The organism is Micromonospora sp. NBRC 107095 (genome assembly GCF_030269705.1).
Classification (GTDB): Bacteria; Actinomycetota; Actinomycetes; order Mycobacteriales; family Micromonosporaceae; genus Micromonospora; species Micromonospora parva.
This window is the reverse complement of the sequence record NZ_BSTU01000002.1, coordinates 870225-893587: the sequence shown is the minus strand read 5'-3', so window position 1 is coordinate 893587 and position 23363 is coordinate 870225. Positions and strand designations below refer to the sequence as shown.

Below are 23363 nucleotides of genomic sequence, written 5' to 3'. Positions count from 1 at the left end.
CGCTGACTCAGCGGCCGCTGACCGAGGGCGCCGGTGCGGGCGATCCGCCGGCCACCGCGCCCGGGTGCGCCGGGGCGACCGGCGCGGGCTTGAGGCCCGGCGGCACCGGCAGGGCGCTGCCCCGGGCGAACTCGTCCCAGCTCACGTTCCAGGCGGTCCAGCCGTTGCCCGGCTGCAGCTCCACCTCGGTGCCCTTGACGGTGATCAGGTCACCGACCTTAGTGACCCCCATCAACCAGTCGGCCGCCGCGGCGGAGACGTTCGCGCAACCGTGCGACACGTTGGTGTTGCCCTGGTCCCCCTCCGACCAGGGGGCGGAGTGGATGAACTCGCCGCCCCAGGTGTAGCGCTGGGCGTCGTCGACGTCGACCACGTAGCCGCCGTTCGGCTCGCCCCGGGTGTCGAAGGTGGTCCGCTCGTGCTTCTCCATGATCACCATCTTGCCGCTGGAACTCGGCGTGCTCGGCTTGCCCAGGCTGACCGGGATCCGGCGGATCTGCTTGCCGTCGCGCAGCACTGTCATCTGCTTGGTGGCATTGTCGATCTCCAGCGAGACCTGTCGTCCGATCTTGGAGGTCGCGGTCCGCTCGGCGTCGCCGACCTTGTCCTTGCCGATCGGCAGACCCTCCAGACCGGCCCGGACGCTGATGGTGGTTCCCGGCTTCCAGAAATCGGGCGCCCGGTAATAGACCTGAGTGCCGTCCTCCAGCCACGACCAGGTGCCCGGCTGCGGCGGATTGGTCTTTACGAACAACCGCCGCTGCACATCCGCTCTGGCCTCTTTCGGAATTCCCGGGTCGAACGCCACCGTTACCGGCATCGCAGTGCCGTACGTCCGATTACCGTTGAAATAGAGGGTGCTGGTGATCTGCGGTTTGGTCGATTTGGCCATCGTGGTGAAGGTGGTGGTGCGGGTGGTGGTGGCACCGGAGTCACCGGTCGCGGTCACCTCGGCGGTGTAGGTCCGCTTCGGCTGCAGCGGAGCGTTCGGCACCCAGCCGGAGCCGTCCTCGCGCGGCTCGGCACCCACCTGCTTGCCCTTGTCGTCGGTGAGGCGTACGGCGGTGACCCGCCCGCCCTTGACCACGGTGCCCACCTCGGCGCTGACCGGGACGTCCCGGGCCTTGTCCCCCGGTGTCACGGCGAGTTCCGGTGGGGCGGCGTGCTTCTTGGCCGAGCCGGTCGCCGACTCCCGCTCGGCGGTGCACGCACCCAGGACGAGTGGTGCGGCTGCGATGGTTACGGCCAACAGCGTCAATCGCCGCCTGAACGTCATGTTTCAGTCCCCCCGTTTCGACTTCCCTCCGCCACATTCTCGCTTGCCCGACTGAGCCATTAGCGGCATTTCGGAAATAATTGGCCGCGCATTTATCGACGCATTTTCCGACAATGCTCCAGTTGGCCGGAACAGGGGCTCAACCGACCTGTGTCGTGCGCTTCGCGCCGCTTGAGCGACGCGACGTCGACTGTCCGGATGCGGGGCGGGCGTCGGCGCCGGAGGCTGGGCTCACGCGCGCCGGACCGGGCGAGGCGCGCCCAGGGCAGGGCGCGGCCAGCGACTGCGGGGCGCGGGAGGCAGGAGGTCACGCCCGGTGGTGCACCTCGGGGGCGGACTTTTGTCAATTGGAGCGAAGCTTCTGCCGAACGCGACAAAGCTTTGCCTTCGTCCGAAGGCAAGGGTAAGGTCACGATCCAGATAGAGGGTTGCCCATTTGTCGATCAACTTGCCGCCACCTGCGCCGGGTCGCCGCGATCCGCTCCCGATGGGTCCGGGCCGCACCCACGAGCCGTCCCTCACCGTCCCGCCGAAGCCCAGCGAGGCCGGTTCGGCGCGCCCGGCAGACGGCAGTCAGGTCGACCTCCGTCGACGGCGTACCAGCCGTCAGGAAGGGACCACCACCATGGATCAACAACTCAACCGACCGGGGCCGACACCGGCATCCGAGCCGGTCAGCCGGCGTGGCGTGCTGCGTGCCGCGACCGTCTCCGCGGCTGCCGTCGGCGCCGCCGGTCTGCTCGCCGGCCCGGCCACCGCCGCGCCCGGCGCATCCGGGGCGCAGGCCCAGGGCCGCCGTCGGGTGCCGGTGGACCGGATCAGCATTCAGCTCTACACCCTGCGTGACCAACTCGCCATCGACCTGCCCGGCACCCTGGACGCGCTGCGCCGGATCGGCTACCGGCGAGTGGAGCACGCCGGTTTCGTCGGCCGCACCGCAGCGCAGTTCCGGGCGGCGCTCGACGACGCCGGGCTGCGTTCCACCTCCGGGCACGTCGGCATCCCACAGCCGTTCGACGCCGCCACCTGGGAGCAGGCCCTCGCCGACGCCAACGTGGTGGGCTGCAAGAAGATCGTCCACCCGTACTTCGGTCGGGACGCGGCCGGTCAGCCGATCCGGGACCCCGCCGTCTACCGGGCCCTGGCTCGCGACCTGAACAAGGCCGGGCGGCTCGCCGAACGCGCCGGGATCGACTTCGGCTACCACAACCACCAACTCGAGTTCGTGCCGCTGACCGGGGGCTCGACCGGGTTCGACATCCTCAGCTCCCAGACCGATCCCCGGCTCGTCCACTTCGAGCTCGACCTCTACTGGACGTGGCGGGGCGCCCACGACCCGGTCGACGTGATCCGGGCCAACCGCGGCCGGATCCGCCAGGTGCACGTCAAGGACCTCGACGTCGAGGCCGGCTTCGCCGACCTCGGTGACGGCGTCATCGACTTCGGCCGGATCTTCGCCCACGAGCGGGAGGCCGGCATCGAGGAGTACATCGTGGAGCGTGACGACGCGGGCACCGCGCCGCGCTCCCCCGCAGACGCCCTGGACACCGCCCGCGTCGGCTTCGACTACCTCGCCTCACTCCGGTACTGAAAACACCTCGGGGGACACACCTGATGAACAGGACCGCATTCGCGTCCGCTCTGCTGCTGGTGACGGCCGGCCTGGCCGTACCGCCGTCGGCAGCGGCCGCCGCGCCGGCCGCGCCGCCGGACACCAGCTTCCAGAAAGTGACACTGAACGACTTCCCGGGCGAGCCGATCAGCCTCGCCGTGCTGCCCGACCTGCGGGTGCTGCACACCTCCCGCACCGGTGAGGTCCGCATCCACGACCCGCGCACCGGGCTGAACACCCTCGCCGCCGACATCCCGGTGTACGAGCACGACGAGGAGGGGTTGCAGGGGGTCGCCATCGACCCGAACTTCGCCCAGAACAAGTGGGTGTACCTCTACTACTCGCCGCCGATGGACACGCCGGTGGACGACCCGGCGACCCCCGACGTCAACGAGGGGGACGCGCCGGAGACCGGCACCGCGGCGGACTGGCAGCGGTTCAAGGGCGCGCTGCGGTTGTCCCGGTTCAAGCTGGACGGGATGCGGCTGAACCTCGCGAGCGAGCAGCAGATCATCGAGGTGCCGACCGACCGGGGCATCTGCTGCCACGTCGGCGGTCAGATCGACTTCGACAGCAAGGGCAACCTGTACCTGTCGACCGGTGACGACACCAACCCGTTCGCCTCCGACGGCTACATCCCGATCGACGAGCGGGCCGACCGTAACCCGGCGTACGACGCCCAGCGCACCTCCGCCAACACCAACGACCTGCGCGGCAAGCTGCTGCGCATCAAGCCGAAGGCCGGCGGTGGTTACACCGTGCCGGCCGGCAACCTGTTCAAGCCCGGCACGGCGCAGACCCGCCCGGAGATCTACGCGATGGGGCTGCGCAACGCGTTCCGGTTCGCCGTCGACAGGCGCACCGACAACGTGTACCTGGGCGACTACTCCCCCGACGCCTCCACCCCGAACCCGGAGCGCGGGCCGGCCGGACACGGCCGGTGGATGATGATCGACAAGCCGGCGAACTACGGCTGGCCGTACTGCGTGACGCCGACGATCGCCTACCGCGACTACGACTTCGCCACCGGCCAGTCCGGCAAGAAGTTCAACTGCGCGCGTCCGGTCAACGACTCACCGCACAACACCGGCAGGCGGCAGCTGCCGCCGGTCGAGCAACCGCAGGTCTGGTACCCGTCCAGCGCCTCGGGTGAGTTCCCGCAGCTGGGCACCGGTGGTATCGGCCCGATGGGCGGCCCGGCGTACGACTACGACGGGACCAGCACCTCACGGACCCGCTGGCCGGCCTACTACGACGGGGTTCCGCTGTTCTACGAGTGGACCCGCGACTACATCAAGGAGTTCCGCCTCGACTCCGACGGCGACGTCACGGACATCCGCCCGGTGGTGCCGTCGCTGGTGGTGGACAACCCGATGGACATGGAGTTCGGCCCGGACGGCGCGCTCTACGTGCTCGAGTACGGCGACGGCTACTTCGCGGAGAACCCGGACGCGCAGCTGTCCCGGATCGACTTCGTCCGGGGCAACCGGACCCCGATCCCGAAGATCAGTGGTACGCCGACCGTGGGCCAGGCCCCGCTGACCGTCGCGTTCTCCAGCGCCGGCACTACCGACCCGGACGGCGACAAGCTGAGCTACGCGTGGGACTTCAACGCGGACGGCTCGGTGGACAGCACCGCGCCGAACGCGAGCTGGACGTTCCCGGAGAACGGCTCGTACACGCCGACGCTGAAGGTGACCGACCGCACCGGCCGTTCCGCCTCGGCATCCCTGCCGCTGGTGGTCGGGCCGACCGCACCGCTGGTCGAGTTCGTCGCCCCGGTGGCCGGGCAGCCGTTCGAGTTCGGGCAGACGGTCGCCTACGAGGTGAAGGTCACCGACGACCTGCCGGTGGACTGCTCCCGCGTGAAGGTCACCTACGTGCTCGGGCACGACGAGCACGGGCACCCGCTCTCCACCTCGACGGGTTGCAGTGGGACCATCGCCACCTTCCTGGACGGTGGGCACAGCGGCGCGGACAACCTGACCGCGGTGTTCGTCGCGGAGTACACCGACGCGCCGACCGACCCGGGCGTACCCCCGCAGTCCGGCTCGGCGACGGTGGTGCTGGACCCGACCCCGGTGGCCGGCCTGGCCGGCTGACCAGTTCCACAGTGTGACAGCGGCGGCGGTCGGAGCGTTCCGGCCGCCGCCGCCCGTCGGTCAGCTCCAGTCGCTGTCGACGTGGTTGTCACGCCAGCGTCCGCCCACCGGCGGGGTGTCCAGCCTCATCCCCTCCTCGGCGTTGCCGGCGAGGTCGTTGTCCTCGACCCGGCAGTCCACGCAACTGCCCCGATCGGTGATCCACAGTCCGTGCGTCTGGGTCTGGTTGTCGTGGTTGTCCCAGATCCGGTTTCCCCGGATGGTGGCCGAGTCGAACGGCGCGTTGATGGTGATGCCGGCCCGCTGCCCGGGTGCGGGGTCGAGCTCGTACGCGCAGCCCGGCGGCGGCACGTCCCCGCTCCACGCGCTGAACGCGTCCGGGCGGACCGGGGCCAGGGTGAGTTCGTCGCCGGTGTTGGCGGCCACCGTCGCCACCGACCGGCCGACCCGCAGGAGCTTGCCGCGGTGCCCGTCGTGCGGCCAGTCGGCGGTGCGGTCCACCAGGCTCCGCTCGCTGTAGCGGACGGCCTCGCCCGCACCGCCGGCGGCCCGGCCGTACTGCCGTCCGTTGTTGCGGATCCGGTTGTTGAGCAGGACCGCGTCGGTCATCTGGTGGTCGATCCGGACCGCGTCGAGGCCGTTACCCCAGAACTCGTTGCTCTCGATCACCACGTCCCGGATCGGGCCCTGGTAACCGCGCCTGAGGTCGCGGCTGTGGTAGCCGTGTTGACCGTTGCCGCTGATCCGGTTGCCCCGGACGGTGTACGGTCCGGGGCTGTTGCCGATGCTGATCCCGTCGCGCAGGTTGCCGTCGATGACGCAGTCGGTGACGAGTCCACCCCGACCGGCCACTGTGGAGGTGCCCTGCGACGACACGTCGAAGCCGGCCTCCAGGTTTCCGGTCATCGTGCAGGCGGAGACGATCAGGCCGTCGGCGCCCCAGTCGGAGATGCCGAAGCGGTTGCCCTGACTGTGGCAGCCGATGATGCGGTAGCCGCGCGGCGGCGTCCAGTAGTCCTTCTGCAACTCCAGGAAGATGCCGTTGGTGCCGTTGGCCAGGGCGGTGCAGTTGGCGATGGTCAACCGCTCCACCGTTCCCCAGCCACCGATGCCGATCCCGATGCCGGCGCCGCCCATCTGCTCGCCGTTGTCCAGTCGGCCACAGCCGACCACCACCACCCCGTCGATCAGGGAGTCCTGGAGAAAGTCGCAGCCCAGGCCGCTGGCCGCGGTGTGGTGGATGTAGAGGTTGCGGAAGACGCCGCGCACCACGTACTGCAGGCCGAGGCCCTTGGCCAGGTAGTTGTACTCGGCCATGGCCACGCCGGAGCCATCGATCTGGAAGTCGGCGAAGGTGCAGTCGGCGATGTGCCGGTCCCGGTCGGCGCCGTGCTGCAGCGTGGTCCAGAAGGCCAACGGGGTCGGGTCGGCCCGGTTGCCCTCGTTGCTCAGCATGAACCGGGTCGCCGCCGGGCCGGCACCGATCAGCGACACCCCGCTGCGCCACACCGTGCCGGCGTCGCGGATCGAGTAGATGCCCGGCGGGCAGTAGATCACCCGGGCCCGCCCGTCGGAGGCGTACCCGGCGCCGAGCCGGTCCACCAGGGCGGCCAGCGCTGGCTGGTCGTTGGTGGAGCCGTCGCCGGTCAGCCCGTACTCCAGGGCGTCGCAGTAGAGCGGTGCGCCGGCTGCGGCGGGCCGCCGCACCCGGACCGAGTTCAGTAGCAGCTGGTTCGCCACGGCCACAGGCCGGCTCCCTTCGACGCGTACGGTGCGCTCCGGCGGGGCCGACTTCCCCCTGACACCGCCGGGAAACCCCCGGACGTGCGCCGGCCCCGGCGCCGCACGGGCGACACCGGGGCCGGGGGTACGCGTCAGACGGCGGCGATCAGCAGCGCCGGGCGCTCCACACAGTCGGCGACGTGCCGCAGGAAGCCACCGGCCACCCCGCCGTCGCAGACCCGGTGGTCGAAGGTGAGGCTGAGCTGGGTCACCTTGCGAACCGCGAGCTGCCCGTCGACCACCCACGGCTTGTCCACGATCCGCCCGACCCCGAGCAGGGCCGCCTCGGGGTGGTTGATGATCGGCGTGGAGCCGTCGACGCCGAACACCCCGTAGTTGTTCAGCGTGAAGGTGCCACCGGTCAGCCGGGCCGGGGGCAGGCTGCCGGCGCGCGCGGCGGCGGTGGTCGCCGCCAGTTCGGCGGCCAGTTCGGCGGTGGTGAGCCGCTGGGCGTCGCGCAGCACCGGCACCAGCAGCCCCCGGTCGGTCTGCGCGGCGATGCCGAGGTGCACCCCGGCGGACTGGACGATCCGCTCCCCCTCGGTGTCGACCCGGGCGTTGAGCTGCGGGAACCGGCGCAGCCCGCTGAGGCAGATCCGGGCCAGCAGGGCCAGGATGCTCACCGGCGCGTCGGGCGTCGCCGCGTTGATCGCCGCGCGGGTCTCCAGCAGCCCGGTGGCGTCGGCGTCGACCCAGATGGTCACCTCGGGGATCTCCCGCCGGCTGCGGGAGAGCTTGTCGGCGATCACCTTGCGTACGCCGGTGAGCGGGACGATCACGTCGCCGTCCCCGCTCGGCGCGAGGGCGACGTGCGGGTCGGGCACGGCGGCGAGCCGGGCGGCGGGCGCGGTCAGCGCGGCCTCCACGTCGGCGCGGCGGATCACCCCGCCGGGCCCGGTGCCCCGCACGGTGCCGAGGTCGACGCCGTGCTCGCGGGCCAGCCGCCGCACGATCGGCGAGATGACCAACGCGGCGGGCGATCGCGCCGGGTCGCCGGTCGGGCCACCGGCAGCCGCGCCGGTCGGTGCGGTGTCGGCCGGTTCGGGGGCGACCGTCAGGCGGGGCCGACGCCGACGGCGGGTGGTGGTGCCGTGGCCGGTGCCGTACCCGATCAGCACGTTGCCGGAGCCGGCCCGCTCCTCCTCACGGTAGGTGGCGTGCCCGGCGGGCTCGTCGCCCCCGTCCAGCGGCGCGATGGTGATCAGCGGCTGGCCGACCGGGCGTACCTCACCGGCCGCGCCGTGCAGGGCGACCACCCGGCCGGCGTACGGGCAGGGCACGTCGACGACGGCCTTGGCGGTCTCCACCTCGACCACGCTCTGGTCGACGGTGACGATGTCCCCCACGGCGACCCGCCACTCGACGATCTCGGCCTCGCTCAGCCCTTCGCCCAGGTCGGGCAGGAGGAAGACCTGCGTCCGTTCGACGGTGGTCATGCCGCCGCCCAACGCGCGTCCGGCTGGTCGTCCCACTGCAGGCGGGCCACCGCGTCGAGCACCCGGTCCACGCCGGGCAGGTGGGTGTGCTCCAGCATCGGCGCCGGGTACGGGATGTCCAGCCCGGCGACCCGCAGCACCGGGGCGTGCAACGCGTGGAAGCAGCGCTCCTGCACCCGGGCGGCGATCTCCGCGCCGACGCCCGCGAAGCCGGGCGCCTCCTGGATCACCACGCACCGGCCGGTCCGCCGGACCGAGGCGGTGATGGTGGCGTCGTCGAACGGCACGATCGTGCGCACGTCGACGACCTCCAGGTCCCACCCCTCCTCCCTGGCGGCCTCGGCGGCCTCCAACGCGACCGGCACCGCCGGCCCGTACGCCACCAGCGTGGCGTCACGACCGGGGCGGCGCACGACGGCCCGGCCGAACGGCGCGGTGCGGGCCGGGAGTGACGCCTCGTCACTGGCGAAGTAGAGCTTCTTGGGCTCCATGAAGACCACCGGGTCGGGGTCGTCGATCGCCTCGCGCAGCAGCGAGTACGCGTCGTCGACGGTGGCCGGGGTGACCACCTTCAGGCCGGGGGTGTGCGCGTAGTACGCCTCGGACGAGTCGCAGTGGTGCTCGACCCCGCCGATCCCGCCCGCGTACGGAACCCGGATGACGATGGGCACGCTCAGCGCGCCCCTGGTGCGGTTGCGCAGCTTCGCCACGTGCGAGGCGATCTGCTCGAACGCCGGGTACGCGAACGCGTCGAACTGCATCTCGACCACCGGGCGCAGGCCGGACATGGCCAGGCCGACGGCGAACCCGACGATGCCGGCCTCGGCGAGGGGGGTGTCGAAGCAGCGCTTGTCGCCGAAGCGGGCCTGCAGGCCGTCGGTGATCCGGAAGACGCCGCCGAGCGCCCCGACGTCCTCGCCGAACACGACGACCCGGTCGTCGGCGGCGAGCGCGTCGGCGAGCGCGGTGTTGAGCGCCTTCGCCATGGTGGTGGCCATCAGGCGTCACCCTCCTCGGCGCGGGCGGCGGCCAGTTCGGCGCGGACCTGCTCACGCTGTTCGATCAGCTGCGGGGTGGGTTCGGCGTAGACGTGGTCGAAGAGGCTCAGCGGGTCCACAGTGGGCTGCGCGTTCATCCGGGTCCGCAGGTCCGCCGCGTACGCCTCGGCCTGCTCGGCGATCTCGGCGACCGCCGCGTCGTCGAGCACGCCGCGCGCCCGCAGGTAGGTCTCCAGCCGGGCGACCGGGTCCCGGTCCCGCCAGGCGTCGACCTCGGCGCCGTCGCGGTAGCGGCTGGCGTCGTCGGCGTTGGTGTGCGGTTCCATCCGGTAGGTGTGCGCCTCGACCAGGAACGGCCCCTTGCCGGCCCGGGCGTGGGCGACCGCGCGGGTGAGCACGGCGAGCACCGCGACCGGGTCGTTGCCGTCGACCTGCTCGCTGGGCACGCCGTAGCCGACGCCCTTGTAGGCCAGCGACGGAGCGGCGGTCTGCCGGGACAGCGGGACGCTGATCGCGTACTTGTTGTTCTGCACGAAGTAGACCACCGGCGCCTTGAACACGGCGGCGAAGTTGATCCCTTCGTGGAAGTCGCCCTCGCTGGTGGCGCCGTCGCCGATGAAGGCCAGCGCCACGGTGTCGCGACCCTGGTACGCCTCGCCGTGGGCCAGCCCGGCAGCGTGCACGCACTGGGTGGCGAGCGGGGTGCACTGCGGTGCGGTGCGGACCTCGCTCGGGTCGTAGCCGCAGTGCCAGTCGCCGCGCAGCAGGGTGAGCACCTCGACCGGGTCGATGCCCCGGGCAACCAGCGCCATCGACTCGCGGTACGTGGGGAAGACCCAGTCGGTGTCGCGGACCGCGAGGACCGCGCCGACCTGGCACGCCTCCTGGCCTCGCGAGGACGGGTAGACGGCAAGTCGGCCCTGCTTGGTCAGGGCGGTCGCCTGGGTGTCGAAGCGGCGGCCGAGCACCATCCGGCGGTACAGCTCGCGCAGCACCTCGGCGGCTGGTTCGGGGTAGTCGGCGCGGGCTGGCAGCGGCGTGCCGTCCTGGGCGAGCAGGCGGACCGGCTCGGCCTCCGGCAGCAGCGAGCGGGCCGGGTCGGGCGGGGTGACCGTTCGACGGGCGCGCGGGGATGCCCTGCGGACCGCCTGGGGAGTGGTCGTCACGGCGGAACCTCCTGGGACGTGTGGTGAGCCTATGCTTCCGCTTGTGGATGATTGACTCAAGATCGACACAGAAGGCGGGACGGTTGGCATGCGGAGGGCCCAGCAGTGAGCCAGGAGACCGCCGACGAAGCGAGCGGGGGCGCGGGATCGGGACGATCGGCCCGAGCGTTGGACGAGGTCGACCGGCGGATCCTCGACGAGCTGGTCCGCGACGGCAGAACGTCCGTGCGCACCCTCGCCGAACGCATCCACATCTCCCGCACCAACGCGTACGCGCGGGTGGAACGGTTGCTGCGCGACGGGGTGATCACCGGGTTCCGGGCCCAGGTGGCGCCCGAGGCGGCCGGGCTGGGCACGTCGGCGTACATCGCCCTGACCATCGAGCAGAACACCTGGCGGGAGGTGTCGGCCGAGCTGGCCCGGGTGCGCTACATCGAGCACGCCGCGCTGCTCGGCGGCGACCACGACGTGCTCGCGCTGGTGCGCGCACCGGACAACGCCGCGCTGCGCGACGTGGTGCTGGGCCGGGTGCAGAGCATTCCCGGGGTGCTGTCCACCCGCACCTGGCTGGTCTTCGAGGAGTTCGACGGGGCCGGCAGCCCCTGGGCCTGACCGGCCGGGCTCACCGCTCCGGCGGGGCCTCCAACCCGTCGCGGTCAGCCAGCTCCAGCAGCGGCTCCAGCGAGTGTCGGTCGCCGTCCAGGCCGGCGTGCGGGTCGCCGCGCTCGGCGAACCGGGCCGGCATGCTGAGCACGTCGAAGTCCTCCGGGCGGACCCGGTCCAGCTCCGACCAGTCCAGCGGGGCGGAGACCAGGGCGGCCGGCGTGGGCCGGATCGAGTACGCCGAGGTCACCGTGTGGTCCCGGGCCATCTGGTTGTAGTCGACGAAGACCGGCCGGTCCCGCTGCTCGCGCCACCAGGTGGTGGTGACCAGGTCCGGCAGCCGGCGCTGCATCTCCCGACCCAACGCGAGCACTGCCCGACGGCAGTCACCGAAGCTCCACCGCGGCTCGATCGACAGGTAGATGTGCAGGCCCCGGCCGCCGGTGGTCTTCGGGTAACCGGTCATGCCCAGCTCGGCGAGGAACGCCCGCACCTCATGCGCCACCGGCACCACCTGCTCGAAGCCGACGCCGGGCATCGGGTCCAGGTCGATGCGCAACTGGTCGGGGCGTTCCACGTCGGCGGCGGTGACCGGCCACGGGTGGAACCGCAGGGTGCCCAGGTTGGCCGCCCAGATGACCACCGCCAGCTCGCTCGGCGCTACCTCGTCGGCGGTACGGCCACTCGGGAAGGTGATGTGCGCGGTCCGCACCCACTCGGGCGCTCCCGCCGGCAGCCGCTTCTGGTAGAACGCGTCACCCCGGTTGGTCTGCCGGGTGGCGATCGTCGCGCCCTCGAAGACCCCACGGGGCCAGCGTTCGAGCATGGTCGGCCGATCCCGCAGTGCGCGCAGGATGCCGTCACCCACCGCCAGGAAGTAGCGGACCACGTCCAGCTTGGTCAGCCCACGCTCCGGGAAGTAGGGCTTGTCGGGGCTGGAGACGCGGACCAGCCGCTCGCCAACCTGGATCTCCTCCGCCGCCGTGGCCATCTGCCGAGGGTACGACCTGCGCCCCCGCCCGGACGCCCACCGACCCGAGATGGGCACAACGGATCACCGGACACGGTTACCGGCGGCGGCGCCCGGGTAGGGGGGCCGCATGGCGGAACTGGCGACGCTCTGGATCATCCGGCACGGTGAGAGCACCGCGAACGTGGCGGCGACGCACGCCGAGGCGACCGGCGAGGAGCTGATCGGCCTCCGGCACCGCGACGCCGACGTGCCACTCTCCCCCACCGGGGAGGAACAGGCCCGGGCCACCGGACGTTGGCTGGCCGCGCTTCCCCCGGACCGCCGGCCGGACGTCGCGGTGGTCTCGCCGTACCTGCGGGCAGTCTCCACCGCCGAGTTGGCACTGCACGGCACCGACATCCCGGTGAGCCGGGACGAGCGGCTGCGCGACCGGGAGCTGGGCATCCTCGACGGGCTGACCGGCCATGGGGTGCGACGGCGGTACCCGGACGAGGCCGCGCGCCGGGAACGACTCGGCAAGTTCTACTACCGGCCCCCGGGCGGAGAGTCCTGGACGGACGTGGCGCTGCGGTTGCGCACCCTCCTCGGCGACCTGCGCCGAGACCACGAGGGCCAGCGTGTTCTGCTCTTCGGCCATGACGCGCTGGTCTTTCTGCTGCGCTACCTGGTGGAGGGGCTGACCGAGACGGACCTGATGGCGCTGACCCGCCAGCACGTGATCGCCAACTGTTCCATCACCGACTGGTCCGCCGACGCGGAGCACCGGCTGACGCTCGATGGCTTCAACGAGGTCGGCCACCTGCACCGACAGGGTGCCCAGCCGACCAGGGAGGACGAGATCCATGCCGAGCCGGTCTGAGGTGAGGGTGATCACCCCGGCGTTGCTGCGGGACTGGGCGCTGCCGATGCCGGTCGGTGGGAAGGAGAGCCGGGGCACCGTGCTGGTGGTCGGCGGTTCCCGCTTCACGCCGGGCGCGGTGCTGCTCGCCGGGGTGGCCGCGTTGCGCGCCGGAGCCGGGGTGCTCCAATTGGCCGCCGCCGAGTCCACCGCCGCCGCGCTGAGCATCCAGGTGCCCGAGGCGCTGGTGGTCGGCCTGCCGGAGACCGCCGACGGCGCGGTGGCCGCCGACCGGGACGGGCAGCTCGGCGACCTGGTCGCGCAGGCCGATGTGGTGACGCTCGGCCCCGGCCTGAAGGCGATCGACGAGACGAACCGCCTGCTGGGCCTGGTCCTGGAGGCGGCCCGCCCGGACACGTCGCTGGTGCTCGACGCGTACGCCCTCGGCGCGCTCAGCCACGCGCCGGACCTGCTGGTCGGCTCCGGTCGACCGGTGGTGCTCACCCCCAACGTCACCGAGGCGGGGCACCTGCTCGGGCGAGAGCCGGGCGACGACCTGGACGCCGAGGCGGCCGAGCTGTCCGCCCGCTACGAGGCGGTCGTGTCGCTGTACGGGCACGTGGCCGCCCCGGACGGGCGGGGTTGGCGGGAGGAGAGCGGCGACGCCGGGCTGGGCACCTCCGGCAGCGGGGACGTGCTCGCCGGGTTGCTGGCGGGGCTGCTGTCCCGGGGTGCCGACCCGGCGCAGGCGGCCTGCTGGGGTTCGTACGCGCACTCGGTGAGCGGCCAACGACTGGTCCCCCGCTACGGCCGGATCGGCTTTCTGGCCCGGGAGCTGCTCGACGAGATCCCCCGCACCCTCGCCATGGTCTGAGGCGGTTTCATCTGTTTCCGCAGTCGGCGTGGGGGTACCGAAAATCCGCCAGCGGAGACTTTTCAGGGAGGTCATAGCGGTGTCGACCGATGCCATCGTCCTGCTCAAAGAGGACCACAAGGAAATGCGCCGTCTGTTCAAGGCCTTCCAGGACGCCGAGGAGGGGCCGGCGAGCCAGCGGCAGAAGCTGGTGGACCAGATCCTGGAGGCGCTGACGGTGCACACCTATCTGGAGAACGAGGTGATGTACCCGGAGGTCCGTCGGCTGCTGCCCGACCTGGAGGACGACATTCTCGAGTCGTACGAGGAACACCACGTCGCCGACGTGCTCTGCGCCGAGCTGGCCGCCATGGATGCGGACCACGAGCACTTCAATGCCAAGACGACGGTGCTGATCGAGAACGTGACGCACCACGTCGAGGAGGAAGAGGAAGAGTGGTTCCCCAAGGTCCGCGAGGCCCTGGGTCGTAAGCAGTTGCAGGAGATCGGCGAGAAGATGATCGCGCTGCGGGCGGACGCCCCTCGTACGCCCAGTGACCCGAAGGCGATCAAGAAGGCGATGGACGCGGTGACGGCCTGAGGCCGCCACTCACCACGAAGGGCCCGGCATCACGCCGGGCCCTTCCTCGTGCACCACAGGTCAGCTCCCCGATCCCGGCTCGGCCATCCGGCGGTGCTGCTCGGACTTGAGCCGATCCGGAATGATCTTGCCGGCGGCGGTCTGCACCTTGTTCAGCAGCGACCCGGCGGTGACCGTCTGATCGCCTCTCATCATCGCCTCGAAGCCCTGGGCGGCGACCTTCGCCGGGTCGTCCTTGCTGCCGGAGCCCACCCGGGTGTCCTCCATGTCGGCCCGGTCGAAGAACTCCGTGTCGGTCGGCCCGGGCATCAGCGAGGTCACCGTGACGCCGGTGTCCTTCAACTCGTTGCGCAGCGCCTCGGCGAAGGACTGCACGAACGACTTCGACGCGTTGTAGACCGCCTGGAACGGCCCCGGCATGGTGGCGGCGATCGACGAGGTGAAGAGCACCCGGCCCGTACCCCGCTCGACCATCCCGGGCAGCAGTCGCTTCGCCAGGTGCACCGTCGAGCGCACGTTGAGGTCGACGATCTCCAGCTCGTCGGCGAGGTCGGTGTCGCCCACGAAGGCGCCGCCGGCGCCCCGGCCGGCGTTGAGCGCCAGCGCGTCCAGCGGTCGTCCGGTCGCGGTGACGGCGGCCACCAACTCCGTCACGCCCTGCTCGCGAGCCAGGTCGACGCGGACCGACCAGATCCGCGGGCCGCCGTCGCGGCGCAGCTTCTCTGCCGCCACCTCGATGCCCTCGTCCTCGGCGGCGATGATCAGGTCGAAGTCGTGCGCGACGAACTGTGCCGCCAGTTCGTACCCGATCCCGCTGGAAGCCCCGGTCACCAGGGCGAGTGGTCGGTCCGAGATGGGTGTGGTCATGTTCTCGACTCCTTCTGTGCGAACCCTGGCCGCACCCGTGACGGTGCGGTGGTCCCCTACCGTGTGCCCCGCGACGCAACGCCCAACCACATCGGCGGGGGTCGGCTCCCGGAGGGCGGCCCGAACGACCGGGCCCGGCCCGGTAGGATCGTCGCGGGCCGTTACTGGCGCGTGGGGATGGATAACCATCGGGGAGCGGCCCCGTCATGAGGACGTCTGCCGAGCGCCTGGGCCTTCCGCACGTCTGTAGGAGGTCGCATGTCCCGCAACGCCGAGTCCACCGCATTCCGCAGCGCCCTTGAGGTGATCCGGGCTGTCGAGCCGCGGGTCGCCGACGCCATCGGCGCCGAGCTGACCGACCAGCGGGAGTCACTCAAGCTGATCGCCAGCGAGAACTACGCCTCCCCGGCGACCCTGCTGGCGATGGGCAACTGGTTCAGCGACAAGTACGCCGAGGGCACCGTCGGTCGCCGCTTCTACGCCGGCTGCCAGAACGTCGACACCGTCGAGGCGCTCGCCGCCGAGCACGCCCGGGAGCTGTTCGGCGCCGCGCACGCGTACGTGCAGCCGCACTCGGGCATCGACGCCAACCTGGTCGCCTTCTGGGCGGTGCTGGCCGACCGGGTGGAGTCCCCCGCCCTGAAGAAGGCCCAGGTCCGCCAGGTCAACGACCTCACCGAGGCCGACTGGTTCGCGCTGCGCCGCGAGCTGGGCAACCAGCGGATGCTCGGCATGTCGCTGGACGCCGGTGGTCACCTCACCCACGGCTTCCGGCCCAACATCTCCGGCAAGATGTTCGACCAGCGCAGCTACGGCACCGACCCGGCGACCGGCCTGATCGACTACGACCGGGTGGCCGAGGCGGCCCGCGAGTTCAAGCCGTTGATCCTGGTGGGCGGCTACTCGGCGTACCCCCGGAAGCTGAACTTCCGGATCCTGCGCGAGATCGCCGACTCGGTCGGCGCCACCTTCATGGTCGACATGGCGCACTTCGCCGGTCTGGTGGCCGGCAGGGTCTTCACCGGCGACTTCGACCCGGTGCCGCACGCGCACATCGTCACGACCACCACGCACAAGTCGTTGCGCGGCCCGCGCGGCGGCATGGTGCTCTGCCAGCCGGAGCTTGCCGACCAGGTCGACCGGGGCTGCCCGATGGTGCTCGGTGGCCCGCTGCCGCACGTGATGGCCGCCAAGGCGGTCGCGCTCGCCGAGGCCCGCCGGCCCGACTTCGCCGACTACGCCCAGCGGATCGTGGACAACGCGCAGGCGCTCGCCGAGGGGCTGCTGCGCCGGGGCGCGAAGCTGGTCACCGGTGGCACCGACAACCACCTGGTGCTGATCGACGTGTCCGGCTACGGGCTCACCGGCCGGCAGGCCGAGCAGGCCCTGCTCGACTCGGGCATCGTCACCAACCGCAACTCGGTCCCGCAGGACCCGAACGGGGCCTGGTACACGTCCGGCATCCGGATCGGCACCCCGGCGCTGACCACCCGGGGCCTCGGCACCGCCGAGATGGACCAGACCGCCGAGTTGATCCACACCGTGCTGACCCAGACCACCGCCGGCGCCAACGCCGACGGCACCCCGTCAAAGGCGAAGTACACCCTGGACCCGGGCCTGGCCGACAAGGTCGCCCGTCAGGCCACCGACCTGCTGGCCACGCACCCGCTCTACCCCGGCATCGACCTGGCCTGAGCGACCGCACCCGCCGACGGCACCGCCGCCGGTGCCGCTCACTCAGGTGAGCTCCACCGGCGGCGGGCCGACACTCTCAGGCGATGGGGCGCTTCAGGTGGTAGCGGTGGACTTCGGTGCTGCCCTGGACGTTGTTGACGTCCTCGGCGGCGGAGACCAGCTCCCACCCCTCCCGGCCGGCGCGGTTCAGATGCGCGATGGCCGTGTCGCCGTACGCGGTGATGTCCTTGCGTGAGCCGTCCGGCGCGTACCAGACGAACGAGACGTGAAAATTGCGGCCCTGTCCCTGATAGCGACGGACGAGCAGGGCGTACTCCCAGGCAACCATGGGCCCTATTATGTCCGTCCAACCAGGACTGCGGCACAGGGGTCGTCGCACACTGCCATCCGATGAACGCGGTGCGTCAGCGTCAACCCGCCCGCCGGGTCCGCTCGTCGGCGATCAGCGCCGCGAGCCGGTCCAACCCGACGTCGATCTGCTCCGGCGTGACCGCGCTGACCGACAACCGCAACGCGTGGACCGGCACGGTGTCGTCGTAGAAGTGCGCCATCGGCGTCCACAGCACCCCGTGGTCGCGCGCCGAGCGGTCCAGCAACGCGTCGTCGACCGGGAACGGCACTGTCACCACCACGAAGAACCCGCCGGCCGGCACCGTCCACCGCACCGCCGCCGCGCCGTCCGCCCCGGGCGGGAACCGTCGGGCCAGGCCGGCCACCAGGTGGCGCAGGTTCCGGGTGTACGCGGACCGCTCCCGGGTGTTCGCGGCCACCAGACTGCAACCGTGTTCCAGCAGCCGGCCACCGATCACCGCCTGCGCGATCGGCGACGTGTTCACCGTGACCATGCTCTTGATCATGGCGAGTTGGTCGGCGAACGGGCCGACCCGCCCGTCCGGGCCGGCCACCCGCTGGTCGGCGACCACGTACCCGACCCGCGCACCGGGGAGCACGGTCTTGGCGAACGAACCGAGGTAGACGACCCGCCGCCCGGTGTCCAACGCCTTGAGGGTGGGCGGGCGCGGCCCGTCGTCGACGGGGAACAGGCCGTAGGGGTTGTCCTCCAGCAGCAGCAGCTCCTCCTGCCCGGCCAGGTCCAGCAACCGCCTCCGGTGGGTGGTGTCGATGCTGACCCCGGACGGGTTGGCGAAGTCCGGCATCAGGTAACAGGCGCGCGGCCGCAGCCCCGCCGCCCGGGCCCGGCGCACCTGGGCGGCCAGGTCGGCCAGGTCGATCCCGGACGACCCACCGGCCACCGGCCAGACCGGCAGGTCCACCAGCCGGGCCGCCCCGGTCAGCCCGACGTAGGTCGGTGCGACCGCCAGCAGCACGTCCGTCGGCCCGGCCCGCAACGCCCGCAGCACCAGGAACATGGCCTCCTGGCAGCCGACGGTCACCACGATGTCCTCGCCGTCGACGGTGATCCCCTCGTCGACGGCGAGGTGACGGGCGATCAGGTGGTGCACGATGCCCTTGGTCCGGCCGTACTGCAGCAGTAGACGCCGGGCCTGCTCGGGTCGGTGCCCCAGGTCGTCGACGAGGTGCCGGTGGAAGGTGTCCAGGTGCCGGTGCACCGTCCCGAGGTCGAAGAACTCCTCGTACGGCCGGCCGGCCGCGAGGGACACCGCCGCCGGGTACCGCTCGGACACCTCGTTGAGGAAGTTCATCGACGTCAACGCCGGGTCGCCCAGCGCCGGGTGCAGGTCGGCGACGGCCAGGTCGACCGGTTCGGTGGCGGTCACCGCTCAACCGACCCGGAGGGTACGCAGCCCGCCGGCCGCCACCGGATCGGCACAGCCGGCCAGGGTGAGCGCGTCGGTCAGCTCGGCGGCGAGCAGCGCCAACGCGTCCCGGGCCGCCGGTTCGCCGCCGACGGCCAGCGCCCAGAGCAGCGGCCGGCCGACCAGCACCCCGGACGCACCCAACGCCAGCGCCCGCAGCACGTCGGTGCCGCTGCGGATGCCGCTGTCCAGCAACACCTGGCAGCTGTCCCCGACCGCGTCGACGACCTCCGGCAACATGGTGACGCTCGCCGGTGCGCCGTCCAGTTGCCGCCCGCCGTGGTTGGAGACGACCACCGCGTCCGCACCGACCCGTACCGCCTCTGACGCGTCGCGCGGGTCCAGCAGGCCCTTGACCACCAGCGGCAGGTCGATCTGCTCACGCAGCCACGCCAGGTCCGCCCACCGCAGCGCCGGTGCGAACGACGCGGCGGTGTGCGCGGCGATCGCGGACACCCCGGGGGCGCCGGAGTGCGCCAGCGCGTCCCGACCCTCGGGGAGGTTCGCGGCGACCACCTCGGTCGGCAGCCGGAACGCGTTGCGCAGGTCCCGGGGACGTCGGCCGAGCACCGGGACGTCCACGGTGACCACCAACGCCCGGCACCCGGCCGCGACGACCCGGTCCAGCAGGTCGCGGACGAGAGCCCGGTCGCGCAGCCAGTAGAGCTGGAACCAGACGTCCGCGCCCACCCCGGTGACCTGTTCGATGGGTGTGCTGCCCAGCGTGCTCGCCAGGTACGGGATCCCGGCCGCGCCGGCCGCCGTCGCCAGCCCCAGTTCCCCGTCCGGGTGCACCAGCCGCTGGTACGCCATCGGCGCCACCCCGACCGGCATGGCGTACCGACGGCCGAGCAGGCCGGTGCCGAGGTCGACCGTGTCCACGCCGCGCAGCACCCGGGGCAGCACCGCGACCCGGTCCAGCGCGTGCCGGTTCGCGGCGAGGGTCACCTCGGACGCGCTGCCGCCGGCCAGGTAGTCCCACACGTCCGGTGCCAGCACGGCCCGGGCCCGCTCGGCGTAGTCGGCGAGCGAGACGGCCGGCAGGTCGGCCAGCACCCGCTCACCCATCGGTCACCGCCGGGCCCGTCGCGGCCGGCTCGTCCACCTGGGCCGTCCGGGCGGCTTCTGGTTCGGCCGGCAGCCCGAAGCGTTCCCGGAGAAAGGCCGCCGCGCTGTCCTGCGCCCGCCGACCGTCGGTGAAGGTTCCCGGCATGGCGAAGAACCCGTGGATCATGCCCGGGTAGTGCGCCAGCCGGGTGGGCACACCGGCGTCGCGCAGCCGCTCGGCGTACCGTTGCCCCTCGGCGCGCAGGGGGTCCAGTTCGGCGGTGATCACCAGCGCCGGTGGCAACCCGGACAGGTCGTCGGCGAGCAGTGGCGAGGCCAGCGGATCCCGGGCGTGCCCCGGGTCGGAGAGGTAGTGCCGCCGGTACCAGGCGACCGAATGGCTGTTGAACAGCGCCGGGTCGTCGTCGCCGGCCGGGTCGCCGCTCTGGTCGGTGTTCGGGTAGATCAGCAGTTGGGCGGCGAGGGGCGGCCCGTGGGTCCGGCTGAGCAGGGTGACCGCGGCGGCCAGGTTCCCGCCGGCGCTGTCCCCACCCACCGCCAGCCGGGTCGGGTCCACCCCCAGCCGGTCGGCGTGCCGGGCGATCCACGTGGTGGCGGCGTGGCAGTCGTGCACCGCCGCCGGAAACGGGTGCTCCGGGGCGAGGCGGTAGCCGACGGTGATCACCTGACAGGGCACGGCGTTGGCCAGGCGCCGGCAGATGCCGTCGGCGGTGTCGATGCTGCCCAGCGTCCAGCCGCCGCCGAAGAAGTACAGCACTGTGGGCAGCGGACCCGGCCCGCTCGGCCGGTACACCCGCAGCGGCAGCTCCCCGGCGGGGCCGGGGATGCGCTCGTCGCGTACCTCCGTCACCGGCTCGACGGGACCGCCGCCGGCGCGGATCGCGGCCAGGTCCGCGGCGCGCGCCTCGGTGAGGGTCTGCGTGTACAGCGGCGGGGTGCCGGCCGCGGCACGGGCCGCCCGGTACGCCGCCACCTCCGGATGCAGCGTCATGTCGCTCCTATCCACCGGTGCTGACCAGCAGCTTGTCGATGCCGCGCAGGAACAGGCTGCCGCTGTACGTCGGTGTCTCGGTGACGGTCAGCGCGGGGAACCGGGCGAACAGCCGGGGTAGCGCGAGTCGACCCTCCAACCGCGACACCGCCGCGCCCAGGCAGAAGTGCAGGCCGACACCGAAGGCCAGCGACGGGGGGCCGGGACGGGTCGGGTCGAAGGTGTCCGGGGCCGGGAAGCGGGCCGGGTCCCGGTTGGCCGCCCCGATCATGATCAGCACGTTGTCGTCGGTGGCGACCGGCACGCCGTGCAGCACGGTGTCGGCCGGCGCGGCGCGGGCCAGGAAGTGCACCGGGCTCGCCAACCGCAACACCTCGTCGACGCAGCCCTGCGCCACGGTGGCGTCGGTGGGCAGCGCCGCGACCGTCTCCGGGTGCGCCAGCAGCAACGGCAGCCCGTTGCTGAACATGTAGACGGTGGTGACGAAGCTGGCGTTGAACAGCACGATCAGGTTGCTGATCAACTCGTCCTCGGTCAGCTCCACCTCCCCGGAGTCGAGCGCCTCGACCAACCCGCTGAGCAGGTCGTCGCCAGGCACCCGACGGCGGTGTGCGAGCAGCTCCCGGTAGAAGACCCGCAACTCCCGCGCGGCGGTGTTGGCCGCGGCCAGCCGCTGCGGGGTCTTGCCCGCCACGTCCAGGAACTCGTCGATCCACTCCACACGCTCGCGGTACCACGGCAACTCGGCGGCCGGGATGCCGATGAACTCGGCCATCACCAGGGCCGGGATCGGGTACGCGAAGTCGGCCACGAAGTCGACAACGCCCTCCCCGGCGTCCGCCATCCGGTCCAACAGCTCGTCGACCACCCGCAGGATCACCGGTTCCAGCGCGCCGAGCCGGCGCGGCGTGAAGGTGCGGGAGAAGACGTGCCGCATCCGGGTGTGATCGGGCGGGTTGACGAACATCATCGAGGTCTGGAAGGTCCGCAGGATCTCCTGCTCCTCCCAGCCCGGTGGCGGCTGTTTCGTCCACTGCGGATCGCGCAGCAACTCGTCGACGAGGTCGTAGCCGACGGCGACAGCGGCCACCGTACGGTGCTCGGCGCGCGGCGGCACCGCGCTGATCGGGCCGAGCCGGTGCAGCTGCGCGTACCACGGGTACGGGTCCTGTCTGCCCTGCTCGCTGTACAGGCCGGTCAGTATCTCCGCCACGTCCACGGCCAACTCCTCCCCAGGATGTCGATGGCCGGGGCGGCGAGGATCACCCGCCGCCCCGGCCGGTGTCACAGGTCGAGCAGCCGCAGCGGCACCGCGTTGGCCAGCGCCTGGTTGCCGGCGTCGTTCGGGTGGATGTGGTCCCCCGAGTCGTACGCGGCCAGCAACTGACTGGGCCGGGCCGGGTCGCGCAGCACCCGGTCGAAGTCGAGCAGCCCGTCGAACTCCCGGCTGCCGCGCAGGTACGCGTTCACCGCCTGTCGGGTGGCCTCCTTCTGTGGCGTCCACACGCCCGGCGCGCCGTGCCCCTCGTAGGGCGTCAGCGTGGCCACCAGGCTGGTCAGCCCGCGCTGCTGGAGTTGCTGGTTGATCTGGCGCAGGGTGGCGATAATCGCCTCGGGTGTGTCGTTCGACATCCAGATGTCGTTGATGCCCAGGTGGGTGACGACGGTCCGCACCCCGGTCTGGCCGAAGACGTCCTCGTTGAGCCGGGCCGCCGCGTTCGGCCCGAGCTGGTAGTAGCCCGGGTAGTCGCCGTCACCCGGCTCGGTGCCCTCGTGGTTGAGCCGGTTGCCGGCCAGGCTCAGGTTGAGCACGCCCGGGGTGCGCCTGTCCGGCCGGTCGGCCAGCAACCGGTCGGCGAGCAGGTCGGGCCAGCGCCGGTTGGCGTTGACGGTGCTGCCGTTGCCGTCACCGATGGAGTCGCTGAGCACGACGAGCGCGCCGGGGCTGCCCTTGCGTTGCACGTCGACCCCGGAGAGGAAGAACCAGCAGCAGGTGGGACGGGTGGTGAACCCGGTGCCCTCGGCCGCCCCGGTGAGGTCGCCGGCGCCGATGAAGTTGGCCTGCTGGGACTGCCCGTGGAAGGTGGTGGGGCCGGTCGGCGTCGGGAAGTGCACGGTGAGCACCAGGTCGCTGTCGTCGGCGACCGGGAAGGGCAACGGGTCGCTGAGCAGTTCCGCGCCGCGGTTCATGGTCGCCGTGGTGGCACCGGTGAAGGTCAGCTGGCGCACCGACGCCGCGTCGATGTCGGAGAGGTCGTCGGGGGTCGCCGTGTTCGGCCGGGCGACGGTGGCGCGACCGACCTGGACCGCCTGCTCGCCGTACAGGTTGCTCAGCCGCACCCGCAGCGCCGGGCCGCCCACCGACACGTGCACGACCATCCGGACGCTCTGGTTGTTGAGGCCGGTGTTGGTCAATCCGACCGAGTTGCCCCGGGTGACAGCGGTGGCCCAACTGCCCGCCCACTCGGCGCGGTCGGGTCGGCTGGCGGTGGTGCCGGACGGGCCGGCGCTGGCGACGACGGCGGGTGCGCCGGCGACCAACAGCGCGGCCGCGGCGGCGATGACAGGCCATCTCTTCGGGGTTGCCGTTGCCATGGAACCTCCATCGTGTGGCAGCCCAGGGCCGTCCGCTGACGGCGCCCGCCTGGACGATGGTCCAGAAACCTAGCCGCCGCCGTTGACGGGCGTCAATCAACCTGATCGACGCGATCAAATGTCCGGCGG

Annotated in this window: 19 protein-coding genes, 1 pseudogene and 1 riboswitch; of the genes and pseudogenes, 7 read left to right on the top strand and 13 right to left on the bottom strand. The window is 72.0% G+C overall.

The genetic code is table 11. The features are described from left to right. Positions 1 to 7: 7 nt before the first annotated feature. Positions 8 to 1276 carry a L,D-transpeptidase gene (locus QSK15_RS16525; protein WP_285795047.1) on the bottom strand — a complete coding sequence of 423 codons (1269 nt, stop codon included), beginning with the start codon at positions 1274 to 1276 and terminating at the stop codon, positions 8 to 10. 625 nt (positions 1277 to 1901) lie between these two features. On the opposite strand from QSK15_RS16525, the gene QSK15_RS16520 reads away from it, so the two are divergent. Both QSK15_RS16520 and QSK15_RS16515 read left to right on the top strand, forming a co-directional pair. Beyond that, positions 1902 to 2867, top strand: coding sequence for a sugar phosphate isomerase/epimerase family protein (locus tag QSK15_RS16520; protein ID WP_285795046.1), 966 nt, complete (start codon positions 1902 to 1904; stop codon positions 2865 to 2867). A gap of 23 nt (positions 2868 to 2890) precedes the next feature. Then, positions 2891 to 4990: a PQQ-dependent sugar dehydrogenase gene (locus tag QSK15_RS16515; RefSeq protein ID WP_285795045.1), complete on the top strand. Its 2100-nt coding sequence runs from the start codon at positions 2891 to 2893 to the stop codon at positions 4988 to 4990. Between the two features lie 60 nt (positions 4991 to 5050). Here the strand turns inward: QSK15_RS16515 and QSK15_RS16510 are convergent, their stop codons facing one another. The 4 genes from QSK15_RS16510 to pdhA all read right to left on the bottom strand — a co-directional run bounded on the left by QSK15_RS16510 (position 5051) and on the right by pdhA (position 10372). After that, entirely contained in the window at positions 5051 to 6730 is a 1680-nt protein-coding gene (locus QSK15_RS16510; protein ID WP_285795149.1) for a right-handed parallel beta-helix repeat-containing protein, read from the bottom strand. Between the two features lie 134 nt (positions 6731 to 6864). Further along, positions 6865 to 8208, bottom strand: a complete 1344-nt coding sequence (locus QSK15_RS16505) for a dihydrolipoamide acetyltransferase family protein (protein WP_377621206.1) — start codon at positions 8206 to 8208, stop codon at positions 6865 to 6867. Then, entirely contained in the window at positions 8205 to 9209 is a 1005-nt protein-coding gene (locus QSK15_RS16500; RefSeq protein WP_285795147.1) for an alpha-ketoacid dehydrogenase subunit beta, read from the bottom strand. Before QSK15_RS16500 ends, QSK15_RS16505 begins: the two co-directional genes overlap by 4 nt. Beyond that, positions 9206 to 10372 (bottom strand): pyruvate dehydrogenase (acetyl-transferring) E1 component subunit alpha, encoded by a 1167-nt coding sequence (pdhA, locus tag QSK15_RS16495; protein WP_377621204.1) that lies wholly within the window; start codon positions 10370 to 10372, stop codon positions 9206 to 9208. The genes QSK15_RS16500 and pdhA overlap by 4 nt, the downstream gene beginning before the upstream one ends. A gap of 105 nt (positions 10373 to 10477) precedes the next feature. Here pdhA and QSK15_RS16490 point away from each other — a divergent pair, with 105 nt between their 5' ends. Next, complete coding sequence (locus tag QSK15_RS16490; RefSeq protein ID WP_030337902.1) at positions 10478 to 10984, top strand: Lrp/AsnC family transcriptional regulator; 507 nt, start codon at positions 10478 to 10480, stop codon at positions 10982 to 10984. 10 nt (positions 10985 to 10994) lie between these two features. Here QSK15_RS16490 and QSK15_RS16485 read toward each other — a convergent pair whose 3' ends face one another. Beyond that, complete coding sequence (locus tag QSK15_RS16485; RefSeq protein ID WP_285795044.1) at positions 10995 to 11966, bottom strand: DNA polymerase domain-containing protein; 972 nt, start codon at positions 11964 to 11966, stop codon at positions 10995 to 10997. A 109-nt stretch (positions 11967 to 12075) separates the two neighbouring features. Between QSK15_RS16485 and QSK15_RS16480 the strand changes: the two genes are divergently transcribed. From QSK15_RS16480 to QSK15_RS16470, 3 genes are all read left to right on the top strand, one after another. Further along, positions 12076 to 12807 carry a histidine phosphatase family protein gene (locus QSK15_RS16480; RefSeq protein WP_285795043.1) on the top strand — a complete coding sequence of 244 codons (732 nt, stop codon included), beginning with the start codon at positions 12076 to 12078 and terminating at the stop codon, positions 12805 to 12807. Continuing rightward, on the top strand, positions 12791 to 13660 hold the full coding sequence (locus QSK15_RS16475) for an NAD(P)H-hydrate dehydratase (RefSeq protein ID WP_285795042.1): 870 nt from the start codon (positions 12791 to 12793) through the stop codon (positions 13658 to 13660). The genes QSK15_RS16480 and QSK15_RS16475 overlap by 17 nt, the downstream gene beginning before the upstream one ends. Before the next feature lie 79 nt (positions 13661 to 13739). Next, on the top strand, positions 13740 to 14240 hold the full coding sequence (locus QSK15_RS16470) for a hemerythrin domain-containing protein (protein ID WP_285795041.1): 501 nt from the start codon (positions 13740 to 13742) through the stop codon (positions 14238 to 14240). Between the two features lie 60 nt (positions 14241 to 14300). Here QSK15_RS16470 and QSK15_RS16465 read toward each other — a convergent pair whose 3' ends face one another. Then, positions 14301 to 15107, bottom strand: a complete 807-nt coding sequence (locus tag QSK15_RS16465) for an SDR family NAD(P)-dependent oxidoreductase (protein WP_285795040.1) — start codon at positions 15105 to 15107, stop codon at positions 14301 to 14303. 150 nt (positions 15108 to 15257) lie between these two features. After that, positions 15258 to 15347, top strand: a riboswitch (ZMP/ZTP riboswitch). Between the two features lie 18 nt (positions 15348 to 15365). Between QSK15_RS16465 and QSK15_RS16460 the strand changes: the two genes are divergently transcribed. After that, positions 15366 to 16802, top strand: coding sequence for a glycine hydroxymethyltransferase (locus QSK15_RS16460; protein WP_285795039.1), 1437 nt, complete (start codon positions 15366 to 15368; stop codon positions 16800 to 16802). A 76-nt stretch (positions 16803 to 16878) separates the two neighbouring features. Here QSK15_RS16460 and QSK15_RS16455 read toward each other — a convergent pair whose 3' ends face one another. From QSK15_RS16455 to QSK15_RS16430, 6 genes and pseudogenes are all read right to left on the bottom strand, one after another. Continuing rightward, entirely contained in the window at positions 16879 to 17139 is a 261-nt protein-coding gene (locus QSK15_RS16455; protein WP_285795145.1) for a hypothetical protein, read from the bottom strand. A 73-nt stretch (positions 17140 to 17212) separates the two neighbouring features. Next, positions 17213 to 18541 carry an aminotransferase-like domain-containing protein gene (locus tag QSK15_RS16450; RefSeq protein WP_285795038.1) on the bottom strand — a complete coding sequence of 443 codons (1329 nt, stop codon included), beginning with the start codon at positions 18539 to 18541 and terminating at the stop codon, positions 17213 to 17215. 3 nt (positions 18542 to 18544) lie between these two features. Further along, entirely contained in the window at positions 18545 to 19648 is a 1104-nt protein-coding gene (locus QSK15_RS16445) for an alpha-hydroxy acid oxidase (protein ID WP_285795037.1), read from the bottom strand. 76 nt (positions 19649 to 19724) lie between these two features. Continuing rightward, a pseudogene (gene lipP1, locus QSK15_RS16440) lies at positions 19725 to 20639 on the bottom strand (LipP1 family hormone-sensitive lipase); the annotation flags it as partial. A gap of 7 nt (positions 20640 to 20646) precedes the next feature. Next, on the bottom strand, positions 20647 to 21858 hold the full coding sequence (locus QSK15_RS16435; RefSeq protein WP_285795036.1) for a cytochrome P450: 1212 nt from the start codon (positions 21856 to 21858) through the stop codon (positions 20647 to 20649). Between the two features lie 65 nt (positions 21859 to 21923). Further along, positions 21924 to 23201, bottom strand: coding sequence for an SGNH/GDSL hydrolase family protein (locus tag QSK15_RS16430; RefSeq protein WP_285795144.1), 1278 nt, complete (start codon positions 23199 to 23201; stop codon positions 21924 to 21926). Positions 23202 to 23363: the final 162 nt, after the last annotated feature.